Source organism: Shewanella sp. (assembly GCF_013214165.1).
Lineage (GTDB): Bacteria > Pseudomonadota > Gammaproteobacteria > Enterobacterales > Shewanellaceae > Shewanella.
Genome location: NZ_JABSSM010000075.1, coordinates 1 through 20275 on the forward strand (window position 1 = coordinate 1; position 20275 = coordinate 20275).

Below are 20275 nucleotides of genomic sequence, written 5' to 3' on the forward strand. Positions count from 1 at the left end.
TCGGCCTGATTGCCCTGCTACTCTTCTTCTCATTTGGCTCCCTCAAGCAGGTCGCCCTCATCATGGCGAACGTGCCACTCGCCTTGATCGGGGGGGTGGTCGCCCTGTTTATCAGCGGAACTTACCTGTCGGTTCCTAGCTCCATCGGCTTTATCACCTTATTCGGTGTCGCCGTGCTTAACGGCGTGGTGCTGGTGGACTCGATTAATAAGCGGCGACAGCTTGACCATAAAAGCCAGGCATTGCGAGAAGCTAGCGGTACTCTGGGTCAAGGAGAAAGCCTCTATGAATCAGTATATGAAGGCACGGTAGGGCGCTTGCGTCCGGTATTGATGACGGCATTGACCTCGGCACTCGGCCTTATTCCTATCTTGATCTCAACCGGGGTAGGCAGTGAAATACAGCAGCCCCTGGCTGTGGTGATTATCGGTGGCTTGTTTAGCTCCACGGCACTAACGCTACTGGTGTTGCCGACTTTGTATCGCTGGATATATCGAAGCGAGGAACGCTAGCGATTCTTGTATGAGCTGGAAGCTTAAACGAGGTGCGTCGCGTGAGTCTGGCGTCGCATCTCATATTGGCCTAGCTTACCTACCTACTTCAGTAAAACTGAGTGTATGACTCCTGCACTGCTTAAGCTGATCATGTTCAATGCCTCTCCCCCTCCATGCAAACAAGTCGATGTAGTACCCGCAGCAGGACGCTGCGATTTTTTGCAGAGATTAAGGTAAATCTGTTAATGAAAAAGTGATATCCAGAACCTGACCCGTCTTTTACTAATAGTCAATCGACATAAAAATTATGGGTGTCCACTTACTACATTTTTACTCAAGGCGGGTAAATCACATAGAGGTAGGGTGTAAAGGTTATTAAATCAATTTGTTACTGTATAGATTGTCAGGTAGCATCATTGAAGTTTGAGAGAGGGTACATCTTATTTTAATGATGGCTGGCCTGATTTATTTGTATAGATTGTCAGGTAGCATCATTGAAGTTTGAGAGAGGGTACATCTTATTTTAATGATGGCTGGCCTGATTTATTTATCTTATTTTAATGATGGCTGGCCTGATTTATTGTTTCGTACTCTATTTAACTTACCTAATGCTTATTACAATGTCGGTACTGGATCCACCTTCTAGGAACATTAGTTTGATACGGGGTGTAAAAACTGATGTAATAGAGTGCCGGCATCGGCTCTCACTATTAAATACCCCTCTGCGTCTATAGCTGGTAGGTGTTAATCTAATTTGAGGGCTGGTTATGGTGAAGTTTGGAATATATTTGAATGCACTGAAAATCGTTTCATTCGGTATTTTTATGTTTGTCATCTGGCTTGTTTTAAAACCAGACTTAGTATTCGAACCTGTGACGAATCAACTGTCTGCAGAGACTGGGTATTATTTATACGAACAGAGGAGCAGGCTTACCTTTGTCGAAACCGGAAATTTAGGTGGTTTCTATACCTGCTTAATGAATTATCGAGGTTTGAACCAGAGAATAATAAACATTGGTAGAGTGCGTAGTTTTATTGTTAAGTTTACGGATCGGCTCATGCTAGATATCAGTGTTTCTGGTAATGAAGCATATACGGTGGTTGCTATTAAAATTGATAGTTTAGGTGTAAAGGAACGCTCTAGACCTTACGCTATTAATTGTGACTTGGACCTTTTAAACGATAGAAACGGGATAAAGCAGATAAAGGGGTCAGAGCCTGACGAATCCCCACAAAATATAATGAATAAACAATAAGATAATTAAAAAAGAAGGGAACATTCATGGCATTTGGTGATCAAATCTATCGCCAAACAAAAATAACCACGGATAAATGCCATGAATGCGAAACACGTTTTATCAAAATGCTTAGCGATTGTCACGCCATTAATGCACAAAACGCTGCGATTAAGCCTCTTTGCAGCCATTGAAACAGAGGGAGGATGTTTGCGATCAAGCAGCAAGAAAAAGCGTCACAGCGTCGTCAGTGGGTCTGGTGAGTGATTTGTTTTTTGAGCAGATTACCTGTTTGCAAAGGCTGTTACGTATCTCTGGATGGGCCCGTTATCACCACAAGGCGGACCGATTATCGGTTCGCCTTGTTGTATGTGTTGCTTAACTTAACTTAACTTAACTTAACTTAACTTAACTTAACTTAACTTACCGCTAGCTACTCAAGGCGTAACCGCCCTTGAGGTGGGCGATATTGCTAAAGCCTAGACGTTGCATGGCTTGGGCCACCACCAGTGAGCGACTGCCACTGCGGCATACCAATACCCACTCGCGGGTTTTATCTGCCTGATGCTCATGAATAAATTGCACTAAGCGAGTCATAGGTACATTAATACTGTTCGATGTCTCAGCGCTACCTATGTTCTCACTGTCCATGCCGAGGGAGTGTTGCAGCATATACTCGTGGGGCTCACGGATATCCACTAGCTTGATCTTGTTTGATTGCCCCAGCTCAAATTTAAGACTGGCGGCGTCATATTCCTTGATGGTCAATTTTTGACAATCGGACGTATAGGCGCCGCACATGATCTCGGTGCCGACTTGATCGTTAAGACTGGCGTCTAAGTCTGTTTTTCTACTAATAAACTGGCTCTCGGTGATTCTGCCCTTGAGCACGTCATCGAGTAACGTATTACGCGTCATTTCGGCTGTCAAGCTGGTGGTAAACTCGTTGTTATAGTCATGGCTGGCACAGAGTAAGGTGTTAGGGCCGATTAACTGTTCGAGTCGCTTCAAGCTGTGGAACATTTTACTCGAGCTACTGGACTCGAAATTGCTTCTACCTAGGCTGCCCATAAGCACTGTATCGCCACAGAAGGCGAAACGCGTCGAGCTGTTTAGCTTAGTGATGTCAGATGCTAGCAAGAGGCTGATGCTGTCATCGGTATGTCCCGGTGAGGCGAGCTTAACCAGCGAGAGTTCACCTAACTTGATCATATCGAGTTCTACGCCATCAAGCAGTATGCAGGTACTCGTCTCCGGCCAGCCCAAGTGATCACATCGCTGGTGTTTGAGGTGCTTCTCGGCCAAGGCAAGACGGCCCGAGATGTGATCCCCATGGCCATGGGTATCGATAATGGCGATTGGCGTGAGTTGCTGGCATTCGAGCAGAGTATTGATACGTTTCTCGAGCTCGGGTAGTGGATCGATAATCAGCGCCTGTTTGGTCTTCTGATCTGCATAGATCCAGGTACAACTCGCGCCGTCTCTGAGTTGCAGCAGGCCATCGAGTGGGGCTCTGTCATGATTTAATTGAGAGTCATCTAACATCAGACAGCTGTGGGTTAAGGCGCTGGCGGCAAGTTGAATCCTGTCGCAGGCGGCGTCGACCTCAGTTTGAGTCATGGCTGGGCCAAAAGAGAGACGAATCGCCGACTCACTCTGCCAGGCGGGTAAGCCCATGGCATCGAGTACGAAACTGCGGGTGACCTTAGCGCTGCAAGCCGAGCCCGAGCTGACACGAATATTAGCCGCATCGAAAAGATCCATCAGCTCCTTGCTGCTAAATCCCGGCACGGCGAAGTTAATCGTAGTGGCGACACTGTTGTCGAAGCTGTGGTTAAACACTATCTCAGGGAACGCCGCCATGAGACTCGATGCCAGCTGTTGCCGATATTGCTCAAGTTTTTCTGGTGGCGAGAAACAGGTGTTGTGCTGATCGAGCAAGATCTCGAAGATCACATTGAGGGCGGCAAAACCGGGCAGGTTTTCTGTGCCTGAACGTAATCCGCCCTCCTGGCCGCCACCTGCGATAAAGGGGGTGAAAGGGGCCGACTCCCGAATATAGAGGAAGCCAATGCCTTTTGGAGCATAGAGTTTGTGGCCGCTAAATGGGGCGTAGTCGATACTGGTTTCGCTCAGCTTGAGCGGACGCTTGCCTAGCGCCTGAACGCAATCAACCATCCAGAAGATATCGGCATTGTGATCACGGATCGTCTGTTCGAGCCGCTGGAGATCTTGATACACACCGGTTTCGTTATTGACGGCCATGGTGCAGATCATCAGGGCGTTAGGGACTTCTCTTGCGATAAACTCTAGGTCTAGATCGCCTAAACTGTCGACGGGAATGGCTTTTATCTCGGCATTGAGGCCTAAGATATTATTCCAATGTTCCAGTGAGTTTGGTACGGCTTTGTGCTCGGTGGCACCATAAAGAATTGAGTATTGCTTTCCCGCTTCGATATTTTCTCTGGCCTGAATAAGAGCAGACAATATACCGGTTTGAATACCTTCGGTAGCGCCACTGGTGAAGATGAGTTTACCCTCGCCGGTCCCCAGTAATTGCTTGGCTCTCTGCCTCGTTTGCTCCATCAGGTTCTTGGCTTGAAGACCCGTGATATGGCTGCTACTTGGATTACCAAACACGTCTTGCATCGCTATCATTGCAGCTTCTGCCGCTTGGGGGAGTACTGGGGTTGTGGCGTTAGCATCTAGGTAGATCTGGCTTAAATGGGCTAGTTGACTCATAGGGGCACTTGTCTTCTTGTTTGGTTTGTCGTTATACAAGAGCTCAACACATAAGACTTGTTATAACTATTTGGTATATGTAATTCTATGTGGTTATATTAGCAGTTTGGCTTAAATGATCAAGATCACATTTTTAGCAGCCAGAAAGAAGCACGGCAGCCAATGGGGGGATGACACGGAATTGAGGTTAATGGAATTAGGCTAGGCAGAAGCGTTTAACAATTTTGTATCAAATCGGGTCATTGCTCAGTTCCATGGTGAAATCTAGGTCCTGAGCAAATAAGGGCTTTACTCTTACGTTTTAAGGTTGAATCTTGACCTTGATCACCACCTTGCGCACCTTGTTTGGAGTCGCGCTGGTACCTGGCATATGCATGTCTTGAGGGAAGAAAATGGCAAACATGCCTGCCTTAAGCGGGATGAAGGCAGCATCATGTTTATTACTCTCATAATCGAATTCGGCATAATCATGTTTGGCAAAATAGGGGCGTGATGGTGTCTGATCTGCCAATGGCAGGTAGCCGAACTCCTCTTCACCACTCACCACATATTGCACGTCGATGTACTGCTGGTGGACTTCGAATGGTTCGATCTCGCGAGGCTTGGTTTCATAATCATTGATGATAACGAAGAGGTTGTTGCCATCGAGTTCATAGTTACCGACATCCAGCTTGGTGAAGTCTGTCTCGGTCAGATGAGCTAAAGCCGCTGTGATTCCTGGGCTGATGTGTGCGTAAAGGTCTTGGTTACTTAAGGTATCGATGATCATATTGGGCTCGGGCACGTTGGCTATTGATGGCACGAGTGTAGCGCTCAGGATTTTTTATACAAGTGAGGTCATAAATTGAATCTTAGATCCCAAGGATAAGGCTGCACGGGAGTGTTATTAGGCGATAAAACCTATAGTCGACCCATAATGCCAACTCTACTAAATACACCAAGCGCATGTATCTAGTGAGGTTGGCTGAAGGATACTCATCCTTCAGCTGGCAAGGCGATTACTTCTTGGATATAAAAGGCAGTGTGAGCAGGCCTAACAAGTTAGCATTGTTTTTTTGATCTGGATATTGGCTCAGGCCAATATCCAGATCATGGTCTGTTTTACTGGCACTGGCAGAATAGGTTCCAAATAGCCTATCCCACCAAATAACACTAAAACCAAAGTTGCTGTCGGTCTCGGATACTTTCTGGCTATGGTGAATGCGGTGTAATATTTGAGTCACTAACACGGTTCGGGTTAAACGTTCCAACCTTGGCGATAATCGAATGTTAGCATGGTTAAATATAGATAAGCCGTTTAATATAATTTCAAACAAGATCACTGCGCTAGCTGGGACGCCTAGAATAATAATTGCCAAGGCTTTAATACCGATACTGAGGACCATTTCTAGTGGGTGAAATCGCAACCCGGTAGTGCTGTCGATATGCACATCTGCATGGTGTACTTTATGCAATCGCCACAGTAATGGAATCGCATGAAACAATCTATGTTGCCAATAAATAAGCATGTCTAATAACAATAAGCTGATGGCTATACTAGCCCAATTCGGCAGGGCAAAATAGTGCAACAAGCCCCATTCTTGCTCGTAACAATACAGGGCAATACCCGCTAAACCTATGGGTAGCACTAATCTTGCCGTCACAGCCGAAATGATCACTATCCCCACATTGCCAAATAAGCGAGTGCTATTTTTAGGTGCATTAGCGCCAGTGGGTAGCTGTCTTGCAGGAAAGTAAAGTTCTAGTAGTAACATGACTACTAGCACGGTTAAAAATACGCCTAGACGAATCGACGAAATATTATCCATTATAACGTTTTACCTTGTTTTTGATTGTGTTAGTTCTTTGGCATGCTCAGGGGAAACGTTCCATAGTTACTGGTCATATTGGCACAGGTATTAATGAGTCGTTTTGTTCTAGGAACATCCCCTTAATCAGCAGGCTGTAAGTTGTCTCTTGCCTTTTTAGGATTGAATATTGATGGTTTTTATTGGTTAATCATGCCGGTTTGCGTGCATGTTAACATCTGATTGCATCAATTTTTGCCATAACGCAAATATCATGGACATATCTTTTAAAAGGATTTTTAGATGCCATCAATATAATACAATTGAGGCCTCATTATATATTAATAATGGTCTATTTTTTGTAGGTAGATACTATCGTGACAAGATTATAGCGTGTTCCTACGTCTAAGATTAAGCATTAATTCGGTCTCTTAATTACCTCGTTGGTAGAATTGAATAGTGCATTCAACTTATTGTTTTAAATTAATCTATTTCAAACCAGCTGCCGTATTCCGACATCACCATGTAAATGTAATTCAGCTGACGTGAATATCGGCATCGGGGAGTCTCAGCGCTATGACTAAGCGTCAGGTGTGATTTTTTAAGGTGTGGTAGCCACCGTGAATACGCGTAAATATAGTAATGGCACCTAAAAAAGCAAAACAGTAAGCCAGCTCAGAGAAGTAGCTAGGCCATATACAAAAAGCGATAAAAAACGCAATAGTTTCAGATCCTTCAGTTAAGCCATTTAAAAAGTAGAAGCTCTTGTTGGCAAACTGTGGCCGAGGTAAATGACGAGCCTCAGCCGGAATAGCGAAGGCTAAGAAGCTTGCACCTGTACCCATAAATACGGCTAACAAGGTCGCTGCGGCTAAGGCATTGTCAATGGGATTAGCGAGGGCAAATCCTAGCGGGATAGCGGCGTAAAATAAGAAGTCGAGACAAATATCTAAGAAGCCACCGGCACAGCTGCTTTGTTGCTGATAGCGGGCGAGGGCGCCGTCGAGTCCATCAAAAACACGGTTAATTATGATCACCAGCAGGGCGGCATACCACTGCTGTAATGCCAATAATGGCAAGGCCGTCATGCCAATACCAAAACCCACTAGGGTGATCTGATCTGGAGATATATTGCGTCTATCCAAGGCCCTGACTAAGGGCTGTAATAGCCGCTCAAGTATGGGAGTGATAAATCTATCGAGCATGGTGAGCTCCTATTTTTACGACGTATGTTGAACGGCTAGGGATCAGGCTAAAGTGATCACTTTCCCTTGTGCGGCATTAGCATCGGTTTCGTCATGGGTGACCATGATCGCAGGTAATTGGTGACGCTTGATGAGGTCAAACACGAGTTGACGAGTTTCTTGTCGCAGTTGACTGTCGAGTTTACTAAAAGGCTCGTCGAGTAAAACGGCTTGGGGTTGACTCAATAATACCCGCAATAATGCCACCCGGGCTTGCTGCCCGCCCGATAAACTTTGCGGCCTGCGAAGTTCCATTCCCCTCATTCCCAACTGAGATAATGCCTGGCTGATGTCATGGCGTCTTTTTTTTGGATCGCCTTTAGGCATGGCGAAGGCGATATTACCTGCAACCGATAGATGGGGGAACAGCAATGGGTCTTGATATAATAAACCGATATGGCGCATGTGGCTAGGGGCGTCGGTTATCTTGATGGTATTTAAATACAGCTGACCAGTAGCGGTAAAACCCAGTGGCAACATGCCGGCTAACCAGTTTAATAAGGTCGACTTACCGCTGCCAGATGGCCCCATAATGGTCAGCACTTCGCCGCCCTTTATGGTTTCATCGAGTGACAGTAAGGGGGTGCCTTGACGACTCAACACCAGCTGTTGTATTTGTAATGAACCAGGTGACGAGGTGGATAAATGCCCATTATTGTATGGGGAGTTTGTTGACTTTAATGGCATGTTAGCCCCTATAGCGGCGTCGAAAAATAATGTTAGGGATGAACCAAGCCAAGAGGAAAGCCATGGCTGGCAAGAACATTTGCATCAAGGCGTAGACAGCACTGATCCGGCGGCTGGCCCCATTCGCTAACGCAACGGCTTCGGTGGTAATGGTATTTATTCTGCCACCACTGGCTAATAAGGTGGGTAAGTATTGGCTAAAACTAATGGCTAAACCCAGTGCGATGGCGATCAAAATAGGGGCTAGTAGCATGGGTAATTTGATTTGGAAAAATATTTTTGCGGGTGTCGCCCCAAGGCTCGCCGCGACAGTGCTATAGCGTGGATCTAAGCGGCGATAACTGGAGGCAAGTGATAGAAACACATAGGGTAATACAAATAATAGGTGTGCTAGTACCACATTGATGAATGCATTTCGGCTGTGCATCTGTTCCTGTAGCCACACTAGACCGAATAAGAAGGTAATACTGGGTATGAGCAAGGGTAAGTAAATAATCACGCTGCTAAGTGAAGCTAGCTTTTTGCCACGCTGCTGTTCGGCCTCAAGCACTAAGAGGGTGAGTACCACTGCTAAAAACGTGCTGCAGGCGCCAATCAGCAGGGTATTCATCAAGGGGGTGTGCATCTGAACTAACGCCGATTGCCAATGCATGCTAACCCATTGCTGAGGGAGTGCCGCTGGGAAGCGCCAAAAACCAGCCACCGACCAGACTAGCATGCCAAATAATGATAACCCAATCACACAGAGCAAGAGCAAGGTGAGCAGCTGGGTCATTCGCTGCCATAGTGGGTCGGCATATTCGCGTTTGCCATTGGTCAAGGCATTGACGCTGAATCGTTTGACCAGACGCTCAGACAACCACCAAATAGCGAGCAACGCCAAGGTGATCAGTATTTGTAGTAGTGCCCCGGCAGAGGCCTTAATACGCAGGCTTAAATCAACATCATTAAACCATTGCATGATGGCAACGGCCAGAGTCGGTGGGGTATTAGGGCCTAAAATTAATGGTATTTCAACGCAGGCACTAGAATAAGCCAATACCGCTAAAATCGGTAAGCGTAGATAAGGGTAAAGCCTGGGAAAGACAACTTTCGCAAAGGCTGTCATTGGGCTATAACCTAGGCTGAGAGCCACTCTATGTTGGGCTCGTAAGCTATTACCTATTCCTGGTTGGGCTAATACTCCGAGGGCCATTAACAGCAAAAAAGGCAGCTCTTTAATCGTTAAGCCTATGATGATACTGAGCCCCATTGCGTCATGGGGGTATAACCAGTCAGGAGGACTATTCCATCCACTCAGCCAGGGCGACATTAGCCGGGATAGCATGCCTGATGGCGCGATTAAAAAGCTGATTGCGATAGCCGCTGCTGCATGGGGGATCACTAAAATGGGCCCTAATAGCCGTTGGATCCGTGTTAACCAGGGGCTAGAAAAATAGCTGGCTAGAATCAATACCGTCAGCATAAATGCCAGCAAGGTACTGATTAAACTGGTGGTAAAACTGAGCATTACCATGCTCATGATCCCTGGAGTGTCAAATAGCTGCTTAAATCCGTGCCAGCCGAACTCGCTCGTCTCTAATGCGGGGAGCCAGCCCATAGCGGGTAACATCACGCCTAAAAGTCCGCCCAAGATGGGCACCGCGATTATTGTCATCATGATATTAGGGCTAAGTCGGACTAGGCGGGTAAAGAGGCTATTGGCAAGGATCATTGTTGTGCACCGTAACGGCTAAGCCATTGCTGAGCGATGACGTGAGTCCAGCTTGGATGAGGCTCGCTTAAGGCTGGACTAGCAGAATAATGCGTCATGATTGACGGCGTTGCTGTTGGGGATGAGTCGTCAATCCTGTCGGGATGATCTTGGCCCAGGGTTGTGGTGTCGAATAACGCCTGTTGCTGTGGGGTTAATAGTGAGAAGTCCAATACCGTGCTGTCACCCCATACCTCAATTTGTTGTTTTTTGGCCTGGGCCTCAGGGCTGAGTAAAAAATTGATCACCAGCTTTGCACTGTCACTATGGGCTGCGTTATAGGGGATGGCAATGAAATGAATGTTGCTTAAACTGCCATCTTGCATCTTGTAACTGCGGGCGCTGCTCGGGAGATCGAAACGACCTATCGCAGCAGGGACTTCGGCCGCAGAGAAGGTGAACGCTAGGCTTAATTCGCCGTCGCCAACGAGGCGGGGCAGCGCCATACCGCTCGATACAAAGTGCTGACCCTTACGCCAAAGATTGGGATGTAACCTATCTAAAAACTGCCACAATACCGGCAACAATGCGGCTTCGGCTTGTGGTGATGCGGGTCGATAAAGCCGTTGCTTTATCGAGTCCGGTTGCGCGTCATTTAAGACAATGAGGGCGTATTTTAAAAAGCTCATGGCTAAAAAGTCGGGCGGTTTAGGGTAGGTAAACCGTCCTGGGTTAACCTGACTCCAATGGAGTAATTGTGGCAATGTCTGAGGTGGGAGATCGGTTGCCATGCTGTCGTAATAAAAGGCGAGTGAGGCTTGTCCCCACGGCGCTTCCATCCCCTGGGTGGGCACGCCAAAGTCGCGAGTCATCGCTGGATTATGATCTGGATTGGTTAATTTAAAATGGGGCAACTTGCTAACCCAGTTGGGGGTTAGCAAGTGATGCTCTGCCATAGACGCAAAATTTTCGCCGTTAATCCACACCATATCCACTTGACCATTATCATGATTGCCAGCGGACTTTTCGGTCAATACTCGGCTGACGGCTTCCCCTGTGTTGGTCAGCTTGACTTGATGCAAATCAATGCGGTATTCCTGGTTTACTCGCTTAGCAATCCACTGAATATATTGGTTAATTTGTGGGTTTCCTCCCCAGGCATGAAAATAAACCTCCTGATCTAGCCCCCGGGACTCTATGTCTATCCATGTCGTATCGGGGGAGGGAGCAGCAAGACTCACGCCAGTGAAAAAATAGCCGCAAACTAGGACAGCCAGCAAGCGAGAGTGTGCGGCTCTACGGCGTAGCGGTATGCTCGCGATATGAATGAGCGGCATTAAGTGGCCCCTAGTCATTTAACCATCCTATCTCTATTGTGTACTTGGCCGTAGCTGCTGCTAGTATTCATTATTTCGCCCTGATTAACCGCGACGCCAGCCATGATATTTTTCTAACCAAGTGAGCAGCTTAGTAGGGGCATGGTTGCGTTTCCATTCTCCCGCGGCGTATTTGTTGCCTTCGGCCCAAGTTGGATAACTGTGAATGGTCGCCAAAATTTTATTTAACCCCAGTCCATGCTTCATTGCTAAGACAAATTCGGCAATGATGTCCCCCGCATGTTCAGAGATCACGGTCACACCTAATATCTTGTCTTTACCCCTAGGGGTGATGACTTTAATGAAACCGTCGGTGGCGCTGTCGGTAATGGCGCGATCTAGCTCAGCAAAGTCAAAACGGGTGACTTCGTAATCTAGGCCTTGTTGTTTTGCTTCATATTCGTTGATGCCAACACGCGCCACTTCTGGATCGATAAAGGTGGTCCAGGGGATCACGCGGTAATCGACCTTAAACTTTTTCACATGACCAAATAGGGCATTCACCGCTGCGTACCAGGCTTGATGGGCCGCAACATGGGTAAATTGAAACGGCCCAACAATGTCACCGGCCGCGTATATATTAGGATACAAGGTTGCTAAGTATTCATCGGTCACTATGGTGCGCTTGGTTTCAATGCCGAGAGCTTCTAAACCATAACCGGTTAAGCGCGCACTGCGGCCTACGGCACACAATAGTTGATCGTACTCGATAGCTTTTTCTTGCTCTTGGTGCTTAACAATGAGGAATTTTTTACCATCACGCCACTCGCAGCGCAGTGCTTGATGTGAGGTTAATATGTTGACGCCACTTTTTTGCAGTGCTCGAGTTGCCAATTCAGACACGTCAACATCTTCCCGGAACAGGATGCGACTAGCCATTTCTATCTGGGTCACTTGGGAGCCTAGGCGAGCAAAACTTTGGGCTAATTCAGAACCAATAGGTCCTCCGCCAAGCACCACTAACCTTGGTGGGGCCGTGTCTAACTGAGCAAATGTGCTCCACAGGGTATCACTGGTGACATAGCCGGTTGCTTCTATGCCTGGTAAGGGGGGCACCAATGGGCGAGCGCCAGTGGCAATCACAATACTGCGGGCGGTTAATTGACTGACGCTGCCATCGGGATAGGTTATCTCCACTGTCCATGGGTCCACTAATTTTCCATAGCCTTTTAACACTTCGACACCTAAGTCGGTGTAGCGCTCAACGCTATCATGTGGGGCAATGTCAGCGACGACTCGCTGCACTCTAGCCATGACGTCTTTAAACAAAAAACTCGGCTCTGTGCTGGTTAACCCATAATGATGACCATGCCTGATCTGTTCGGCAAGTTTTGCACTCTTAATCAGGGCCTTGCTTGGCACACAGCCGTAGTTTAAGCAATCACCGCCCATTTCACCCGCCTCAATCAGGGTCACTTTAGCCTTTACTGCGGCTGCAATATAGCTGGTGACCAAACCGCCTGCCCCGGCACCTATCACTATCATGTTGCGATCAAATTTAGCCGGCTTACGCCAGTGGCGATACACGCGGCGTTTTTTAATCATGTTAATAAAGGCGTTGGCAATAAGAGGCAAGAGCCCTAACAGCGCGAAAGAGGCCATTAGCTGGAAAGAGAAGATAGCCGATACGCTGTCGATTTGAGCTAACTGGGTCCCGGCGTTGACATATACCAGGGTGCCGGCAAACATGCCCAGCTGGCTAACCCAATAAAAAGTCCACGATTTAAATGCGGTCACCCCCATCAATAAGTTAATTAAAAAGAAGGGAAAAATAGGCACTAAACGTAAGGTGAATAAATAAAACCCACCTTCTTTTTGGATGCCGGCATCGATAGCCGTTAAGCGTTCAGGAAAGCGTCGCTTAATCGAGTCGCGCAGCAAATAACGCGACACTAAAAAGGCCAGTAATGCCCCTATGCTTGAGGCAAATGAGGCAATAATTAATCCTTCAGCGACGCCAAATAGTGCACCAGCGGCGAGGGTTAATATTGCCGCTCCCGGCAGTGATAACGCCGTGACCATCACATACAAGAGAAAGAATCCACCTATGACCAGCACAGGATCTTGTTCACGCCATTGGCTGAATTCATTCATTGACGCTTTTAAGCCGTCTAATGTCAGCAATTCATGTAAGTCATATTGAAAAAATAAGCCCATGAATAAGGCGACAATCAATAACAGCGCGATTTTTTTAAACATCGAGTCTAGCCTTAAAATGAGTATGATAATCTTGAGTAAAAGAGTATGCCGATGACCAGGGCGAACAATGACAGCGTTGGAGGCGACTAATGGGAGACATAATTGGCTGGTATAATATTTCTGTTGTTAACATAATAAGTATAGAACTGAGTATTAGAACATATATTTCACAAGTCTTGTGTCTATTTAGCAGTAGAGAGCTCATCGGTTATTGCCGCGAGGCGCGTCTAAGAGGATATATAGGGCGCTAACTCGTCAGAGCCGGCGTGAAACGCTATCGGGTACTAGGCTAGATTTTATCTCGAACGGGATGTCTCGTTTCTCGAACGCCGCCTTCAGCAGTTTCGTTGTTTTTGACTTAGGTTTTAGTGGAAAACTGATCTTGCCCTTGCTGGCGTGGATAAATAGCTGGTCACCGAGCAAGCGTACCGAGTTAATCTCATCATATTTGACTGACAATTTTTTTGCTATCCCCCAATCGCTCTCTATAGAAAGATTAATAAATTCAACTGAGTTAGCAGTAAACTGTATCCTTTGTTGCCAGATAAAATATATCCAGCTGATGCAGGTGCAGATAAACAGTAGCGGCACGATCAGATCCCAGCCAGAGTCGAAAGAGCTCACCTTAATAATAAATAATATGTAGGCCGTTGAGACAATGCCTATGATCATGCATAGGGGTTTGAAGGGGCGGATCTGGGTATCTTCCATCTTTGATATTCCTTATCAAGAGTTTCCAATCCTGCAGGCTATAGTATCCTCCCTATTTTAAACAGTTAACTTTTGTTAAATAATATGTCTTTCTATTAGCTTCTTCTATCCAGTTAATTTCTATTGCAACTGCTACACTTTAGGAATATTGCCTTGGCAGTTTGTAAATTCACGAGAGGCAACGCTTTTTGTCGGTTAGCTAGCCGTGGGTGGGAGGTGACTATGCGAACACAGGAGATGGCCTTAATCACGCGAGATGCCGTGTTGCTGCCCGATGGCAGACTCGAAATTAGGATTGTGGGCCCTGCATATTTAACTGTGATTGCGGATGTGCTTAAAGGTAAGTACCCTCTAGCTTTCGGCATGCTTCTACCTAATGGCAGGCCTCCCTGTTACCCCAATGCCACTCAGTGTGAGATCATCGATTTCAACCTGCTCGATGACGACTCATTAGGCATAGTTTTAGAAGGTAAGCAGAGAGTGAAGGTGTTATCGGCGGCGCAGAACAAGGACGCTGTGTGGATCTGTAAAACCTTGCCTTGTATTAATTGGTGTGAAGAGCCAATAAGGGGAGAGTTTGAATTGATCAGTGCGGCATTAGAGCAGTTTTATGAAGTGAACCCAGATCTATTTGGCCTCTATTCCAATCTACATCTCGATGATGCGACCTGGGTCAGCCAACGTTGGCTCGAGGTACTTCCCCTGTATAGCAAGGATAAGCAAGTATTGATGAATCAACCCGATTGCCACAAGACCATGAACTTCGTGCTCGAGTTGATCAAGTCACATGCGGACTGAACGCTGCGCTCCGCTTCTAGGGCGTTCGCGGGCTCACTCAGAGAACGCCAACGAGTTGGCTACGGAACGTTCGCGGGCTCACTCAGAGAACGCCAACAAGTTGGCTGCTAGGGCGCTTCGCTGCTAGAGCGTTCGTAAACTCACTTCTAGGACGCCAACGAGTTGGCTACGGAACGTTCGCGGGCTCACTCAGAGGACGCCAACAAGTTGGCTGCTAGGGCGCTTCGCTGCTAGAGCGTTCGCAGGCTCACTGCTAGGACGCCAACGAGTTGGCTACGGAACGTTCGCGGGCTCACTCAGAGGACGCCAACAAGTTGGCTGCTAGGGCGCTGCGCTGCTAGAGCGTTCGTAAACTCACTTCTAGGACGCCAACGAGTTGGCTACGGAACGTTCGCGGGCTCACTCAGAGAACGCCAACAAGTTGGCTGCTAGGGCGCTTCGCTGCTAGAGCGTTCGCAGGCTCACTGCTAGGACGCCAACAAGTTGGCTACGAGACAAGATCTAAAGATTTTTATAGCAGCGGCTTGCTGCGCTCTCGCAGTGACGAAGTCACGTTCTAGCAGCGGCTTTGCTGCGTTCTGTAGGGCGCAGCCCGCTCTAGCAGCGGCTTGCCGCGTTCTGTAGGGCGCAGCCCGTTCTAGCAGCGGCTTTGCCGCGTTCTGTAGGGCGCAGCCCGTTCCTAGCAGCGGCTTTGCTGCGTTCTGTAGGGCGCAGCCCGTTCTAGCAGCGGCTTTGCCGCGTTCTGTAGGGCGCAGCCCGTTCTAGCAGCAGCTTTGCTGCGTTCTGTAGGGCGCAGCCCGTTCTAGCAGCGGCTTTGCCGCGTTCTAGCAGGGCGCAGCCCGTTCTAGCAGCGGCTTTGCCGCGTTCTGTAGGGCGCAGCCCGTTCTAGCAGCGGCTTGCCGCGTTCTGTAGGGCGCAGCCCGTTCTAGCAGGGCGCAGCCCGCTCTCGCAGTGACGAAGTCACGTTCTAGCAGCGGCTTTGCCGCGTTCTGTGAGGCGCTTTTCAGCCGTTCTCTAGTGACGAAGTCACGTCCTGGCAGCGGCTTTGCCGCGTTCTGTAGGGCGCAGCCCGTTCTAGCAGCATTTTTTCTGTTAAAATACCCTGTCTTTTGTCCGATACAGTTAGAGTTAACATGCCTTCATCCGTTCGTGCCTCTCAAGCCTCTTATGTGGTGCTGCCTGAAAATGTGACCGATAAACCGACCGTATTGAGTTTTCTGATCGAACGTTTCGAACAGGTTGGCAGCGATGTTTGGCGAGAGCGTATTACTGACGGCAAGGTGCATTGGCAAGATGGCTCTCTCATTGAGCTCGACACGGCTTTCAAGCCCAGGGCGCGGGTCTATTATTACCGTGAAGTAAAATCCGAGACTAAGGTGCCCTTCGAAGAGAAGATTCTCTATCGGGATGAGAACATCATATTAGCCTTTAAGCCTCACTTTCTGGCGCTGCACCCCAGTGGTAATTTCGTCAATGAGTGCCTAGTTAATCGATTACGGATTAAAACCGGCATAGATACAATAGTGCCAGCCCACAGACTAGACAGGGCTACGGCTGGCATAGTGCTTATGATCCTCAATCCCGAGGCGCGTACTCAGTATCACGACCTGTTTAAAAACCATCAAATAACCAAAGAATACCAAGCGTTAGCTAAATTAACTCCCGAGCTGTTGGCGAGTCATCAAGCCGGCGAACTAGCACTTCCTCTCCAGTGGACGGTGAAAAATCGCATGGTGAAAGGCGAGCCTAGTTTTACCATGAAAGTGGTCGAGGGCCAGCCAAATACCCACTCCGAGATCTGTTTGATCTATGTCAGGGGAGGCTATGGCCTGTTTACATTGTCGCCGATCACCGGGCGTACCCATCAGCTAAGAGTGCATATGCAAAGCTTAGGTATGCCGATTATCAACGATAGGTGTTATCCCCAGTTACAGCCGAAAACAGACGATGACTATGCTCGTCCCTTAAAACTAGTGGCTAAGCGTTTGAAGTTTAATGATCCTGTGACTGGCATCGCCTTGGATATAGAATGTGAAGGCTTAGACTCATTTCTAATCTAGCAATATTAGTATTGTATAAAGTATCCTAAACTTGTTTTTGTTGTGGATTGACTCTATGCTGGGGTTATTGCAAAGATGACTGGATAGCGGTTGCCATCGGCATACAGCCTATGAACATCATAGATTAATACTTAGCCGCACTAGGAGAGCTCTGAATTGATCATAAATTTAATGGAATTGGTATAATAGCCTCGCTTGTCACTCTTGTTTAGTGCAAGGCGAGCTTTAAATAGAAGGATAACAATAATGACTAAATCGACCCTGATCTCTATCACACTAGTCGCAGCGGCTGTTGTGGCTGCAATAGGCTACCAAGGTTTGAACTCTGAGCCTGAATCAGTCGAGACTATTTCCCCTCTGGTAGTGGCCACTGCTCCTGTTACACAACAAGCACAAACATCTGCTAATCCAGTAGCGCCTGTTTCTATGAGTGCGCCGCAAGTTGTGACTCAAACTTCAATGGCGCCGCAATCAGCATCTGAGACAGCGAGCGGCTCCGCAGCGACAGATTTGGTGGCTAGTCCTGATGCTAAACCTTCATCAGTTAATGACCCTAGCCATCCTCCACGTCAAGCTCCGAACGCAAGCCGAGCTCCGAGTTTGGCACCCAATGCTAATCCTGACTATGCCCATCACCCAAGACCTGGCACCGAGCGGCCAGTCTCTGCACCTGTGAGCATGCAGCCTCAGGCTCCCGTTAAATAAGCCGATAGCTAGTCTTTCTTTGGTGCGTCAAAATGGGTCTCACTCATGTCGGCATGCAGCACGGCTATCTGAGTCGGCGCGCCATTCCTAGCTAAGCTGAGTAAGCCTATGCCACTGCGATTCATCAAGCGTTTACTGCGTTCGCCATTGGGGCGCCGGCCACGAATAGACATGCGCTTACGTTTAGTCAAAAAGTTAAGGGGTGAGAAGTGGCCATATAGCCAGCCATTGAGCTTGTCGAAGATAGGGATTAACTTCTCTGGGAACTGATTCTTTAAGCCGCTACAGGTGATCTGGTAAATTTGAGGGCCGGTCTTTCTGAAGCGAATGCGGATGTCATAGGCAAAGGAATAATGCACATCACCAGACAAGATGACGAATTGCTCTGGCGTTTTCCTGTGCAGGAAAATACTCAATAGTGTGTTGGCTGTCCCCGGATGAGCCATCCAGCTTTCGGCATCGACCAGTAAAGAGCCACCCAGCATAGTCGCCGTACGCTGTATCGTTTCTATGAGCTTTACCCCGAACATGGGCGCCGCCGAGACTATGATGACATTGCGTTGACCAAGCAAGTCATGCTGGAACTCCATCAAGGCTTCCCAGTCCATTAATCCCGAAGGCTTTGCCAGATTTGATTCACTGCGCCAGCGATGGGTCCGTGTGTCTAACACCACGATTTTTGGTGAAGTATTTAAGCTGTAATGCCAGTGTTCAAACTTGAGCAGCGCATGGATCAATAGATCTTGCTTGGCGGTATCGGGTTGAGAGAAAAAATCATCGATTAGCGGGACTATCTCAGTAGTAAATTTGTGCGGTGCATTACCTAATCCCTGAAATAGGGTATAGCCGATAAGTGCGTTACCTAGGATGCGTCTAGAGAAGGGGTGACCGTAGGCGGCTTTCTCCCACTTGGCGGTGAGATTCCAATCATCGGTCACGTCGTGATCATCGAAGATCATATAGGTCGGCAGGTGCGCCATTAAGCGCCTGACCTGATGCAGTCCGGCCTTAAATTCCAGTAGATGCAGCCACTCTTTTTCCCAGCGAAGCGTATTGACAGCAGATAGACCCTCGACCTCTTTAGGGATCTCTATTTGCTGCCAAAGCTCAGGAGACCAGGTCAGTAAATACAGCGCCATGATCTCACCCAGAGAAACCAGATGATTCTCGGCTAACGATGAGGTGAAGATTGGATGGTTGATATACCAGCGCCTCAGGGCTGTTTTTGCCTGATATTGGGTCTTTGGCAACAGGTTTTTGTGTCGCCGATACAGGGCTGCCGGCAGATAACTGATAGCGGAGCTGTCGCTGAGGCTGGCACCGGAGAACTGCTCTTGGGGCAATCCTAATAGCTGAATCACTTGGCCTATGGCATAGAGCATGGGGCCGGCGATATCATCGACATAAACCTGATCGCCGCTAAGCATCAAGAGCGATGGCCTGGCCTCAACCCTGAGATCTTGGCTCAGCCTGGTATCGGCAGCGACTAAGGCATCACCGCTATGATGATGGGGGTTACGGCAGGAACCGTGCAGCATGTTCTCTATCTCAGGCTTGATAACAAACTCAGGCGCAACCTTATCCCCATAGTTAAGCTGGGTGATATTCTCAAACAGTGCACCATGTCGGCTATCTTCAAGCCTATATCCAATGGCCGAATTTACGGCTAGCAGTTCGTCTCGATTCACCTGAATTAGATACTGCCAGGCATGCTCACCGAGCCGAATTTCATGACGCTGTTGGTTCCCCAGAATTAACTTCTCCTCGCCTAGATGCAAGATCAGCTCATTCATAGGTGCCGAGCTGACGAACCACAGGGTGAAGTTATCTCGGTCGCAATGACGCAGTGTTGGACCAGCAAGGACTAAGGGGAGTGCAGTGGGCATATTCGGTATGGATCCCAGAGGTGATTGATGAGCTCACAGATTAAACAAAAGCCCTGAATTTGCAAAATATTTATTGTCGAATAAATGTTAATGATCACCAAGATAAAACATCGGCTGAGTGTAACCAGGATTTGAGTTGTCGATGAAGTATGTAATCATTGTAGTCTCTGTGATTCTGGTAGTGATGAGCTGTATATGGATATTTTTGCTAAATCTTATTGGCCTAGGCTAGGTAAATGGGCCCTTGTTTCTTTGTCTCTGCTCAGTCCTTCTGCTTGGGCCGATATCGGTGATACCCCCGTCATAGGTGGTGTCTTTAATGCCAGTGAGATAATGAGAGATCAGATTGTCTCTTCACTGAGTTATTCCACTAAGCTGACGCGAGACATTGCCCTGTTTACCATTGGCGGGGTGTCGCTCGATGCCTACATTTTAACGCTTCCCCTGGATAAGAAGGTCAAAGCTAGCGTCATAGCTCAGCTCAGCGACCCTAGCTATGCGATACCTCTCGGTCATTTTCTCTATAGTTTTTACGACAGATATACCGGCCTGAGTAGTGAAGATGAATTTAAGCTGCATTTGGCTAGCGTCTATGACGAAGAACAGCTGAAACAGTTCGAGCATAGTCTCTACCATTTTGGTACAGAGCCGACAAAAG

Annotated in this window: 16 protein-coding genes and 1 pseudogene; 7 read left to right on the forward strand and 10 right to left on the reverse strand. The window is 47.8% G+C overall.

All coding sequences use genetic code 11. The annotated features are described in order from the left end of the window. The 3 genes from HRU42_RS16920 to HRU42_RS16930 all read left to right on the forward strand — a co-directional run. The coding region (locus tag HRU42_RS16920) for an efflux RND transporter permease subunit (RefSeq protein ID WP_295032706.1) at positions 1-512 on the forward strand (512 nt) is incomplete at its 5' end. A gap of 770 nt (positions 513-1282) precedes the next feature. Then, positions 1283-1750: a hypothetical protein gene (locus HRU42_RS16925; RefSeq protein WP_295032708.1), complete on the forward strand. Its 468-nt coding sequence runs from the start codon at positions 1283-1285 to the stop codon at positions 1748-1750. A 26-nt stretch (positions 1751-1776) separates the two neighbouring features. After that, complete coding sequence (locus tag HRU42_RS16930; protein ID WP_295032740.1) at positions 1777-1923, forward strand: hypothetical protein; 147 nt, start codon at positions 1777-1779, stop codon at positions 1921-1923. Positions 1924-2158: 235 nt separating this feature from the next. Here HRU42_RS16930 and HRU42_RS16935 read toward each other — a convergent pair whose 3' ends face one another. From HRU42_RS16935 to HRU42_RS16975, 9 genes are all read right to left on the reverse strand, one after another. Then, the gene (locus HRU42_RS16935) at positions 2159-4471 is read right to left on the reverse strand and encodes an aminotransferase class V-fold PLP-dependent enzyme (protein ID WP_295032718.1); all 2313 of its coding nucleotides are present in this window, start codon (positions 4469-4471) and stop codon (positions 2159-2161) included. A gap of 301 nt (positions 4472-4772) precedes the next feature. Continuing rightward, complete coding sequence (locus HRU42_RS16940; protein WP_295032738.1) at positions 4773-5240, reverse strand: YhcH/YjgK/YiaL family protein; 468 nt, start codon at positions 5238-5240, stop codon at positions 4773-4775. Positions 5241-5469: 229 nt separating this feature from the next. Continuing rightward, positions 5470-6279, reverse strand: coding sequence for a sterol desaturase family protein (locus HRU42_RS16945; protein WP_295032719.1), 810 nt, complete (start codon positions 6277-6279; stop codon positions 5470-5472). A gap of 566 nt (positions 6280-6845) precedes the next feature. Next, positions 6846-7463, reverse strand: coding sequence for a CDP-alcohol phosphatidyltransferase family protein (locus HRU42_RS16950; RefSeq protein ID WP_295032721.1), 618 nt, complete (start codon positions 7461-7463; stop codon positions 6846-6848). A 42-nt stretch (positions 7464-7505) separates the two neighbouring features. Continuing rightward, positions 7506-8189: an ATP-binding cassette domain-containing protein gene (locus tag HRU42_RS16955; RefSeq protein ID WP_295032723.1), complete on the reverse strand. Its 684-nt coding sequence runs from the start codon at positions 8187-8189 to the stop codon at positions 7506-7508. Position 8190: 1 nt separating this feature from the next. Then, positions 8191-9903: an ABC transporter permease gene (locus tag HRU42_RS16960; protein WP_295032725.1), complete on the reverse strand. Its 1713-nt coding sequence runs from the start codon at positions 9901-9903 to the stop codon at positions 8191-8193. Beyond that, a complete protein-coding gene (locus HRU42_RS16965; RefSeq protein WP_295032726.1) occupies positions 9900-11219 on the reverse strand; it encodes an ABC transporter substrate-binding protein in 1320 nt (439 codons plus the stop codon). The genes HRU42_RS16960 and HRU42_RS16965 overlap by 4 nt, the downstream gene beginning before the upstream one ends. Before the next feature lie 84 nt (positions 11220-11303). Then, positions 11304-13457, reverse strand: coding sequence for an FAD-dependent oxidoreductase (locus HRU42_RS16970; protein WP_295032728.1), 2154 nt, complete (start codon positions 13455-13457; stop codon positions 11304-11306). A gap of 255 nt (positions 13458-13712) precedes the next feature. Next, complete coding sequence (locus HRU42_RS16975; protein WP_295032730.1) at positions 13713-14168, reverse strand: hypothetical protein; 456 nt, start codon at positions 14166-14168, stop codon at positions 13713-13715. Positions 14169-14390: 222 nt separating this feature from the next. On the opposite strand from HRU42_RS16975, the gene HRU42_RS16980 reads away from it, so the two are divergent. The 3 genes from HRU42_RS16980 to HRU42_RS16990 all read left to right on the forward strand — a co-directional run bounded on the left by HRU42_RS16980 (position 14391) and on the right by HRU42_RS16990 (position 17731). Then, complete coding sequence (locus HRU42_RS16980) at positions 14391-14966, forward strand: LON peptidase substrate-binding domain-containing protein (protein ID WP_295032732.1); 576 nt, start codon at positions 14391-14393, stop codon at positions 14964-14966. Between the two features lie 1133 nt (positions 14967-16099). Further along, positions 16100-17026: a pseudouridine synthase gene (locus HRU42_RS16985; RefSeq protein WP_295032734.1), complete on the forward strand. Its 927-nt coding sequence runs from the start codon at positions 16100-16102 to the stop codon at positions 17024-17026. A 246-nt stretch (positions 17027-17272) separates the two neighbouring features. After that, positions 17273-17731 (forward strand): hypothetical protein, encoded by a 459-nt coding sequence (locus tag HRU42_RS16990; protein ID WP_295032735.1) that lies wholly within the window; start codon positions 17273-17275, stop codon positions 17729-17731. Between the two features lie 8 nt (positions 17732-17739). Here the strand turns inward: HRU42_RS16990 and HRU42_RS16995 are convergent, their stop codons facing one another. Continuing rightward, complete coding sequence (locus HRU42_RS16995; protein WP_295032737.1) at positions 17740-19617, reverse strand: alkaline phosphatase D family protein; 1878 nt, start codon at positions 19615-19617, stop codon at positions 17740-17742. A 195-nt stretch (positions 19618-19812) separates the two neighbouring features. On the opposite strand from HRU42_RS16995, the pseudogene HRU42_RS17000 reads away from it, so the two are divergent. After that, positions 19813-20275, forward strand: a pseudogene (locus HRU42_RS17000) (nucleotide pyrophosphatase); the annotation flags it as partial.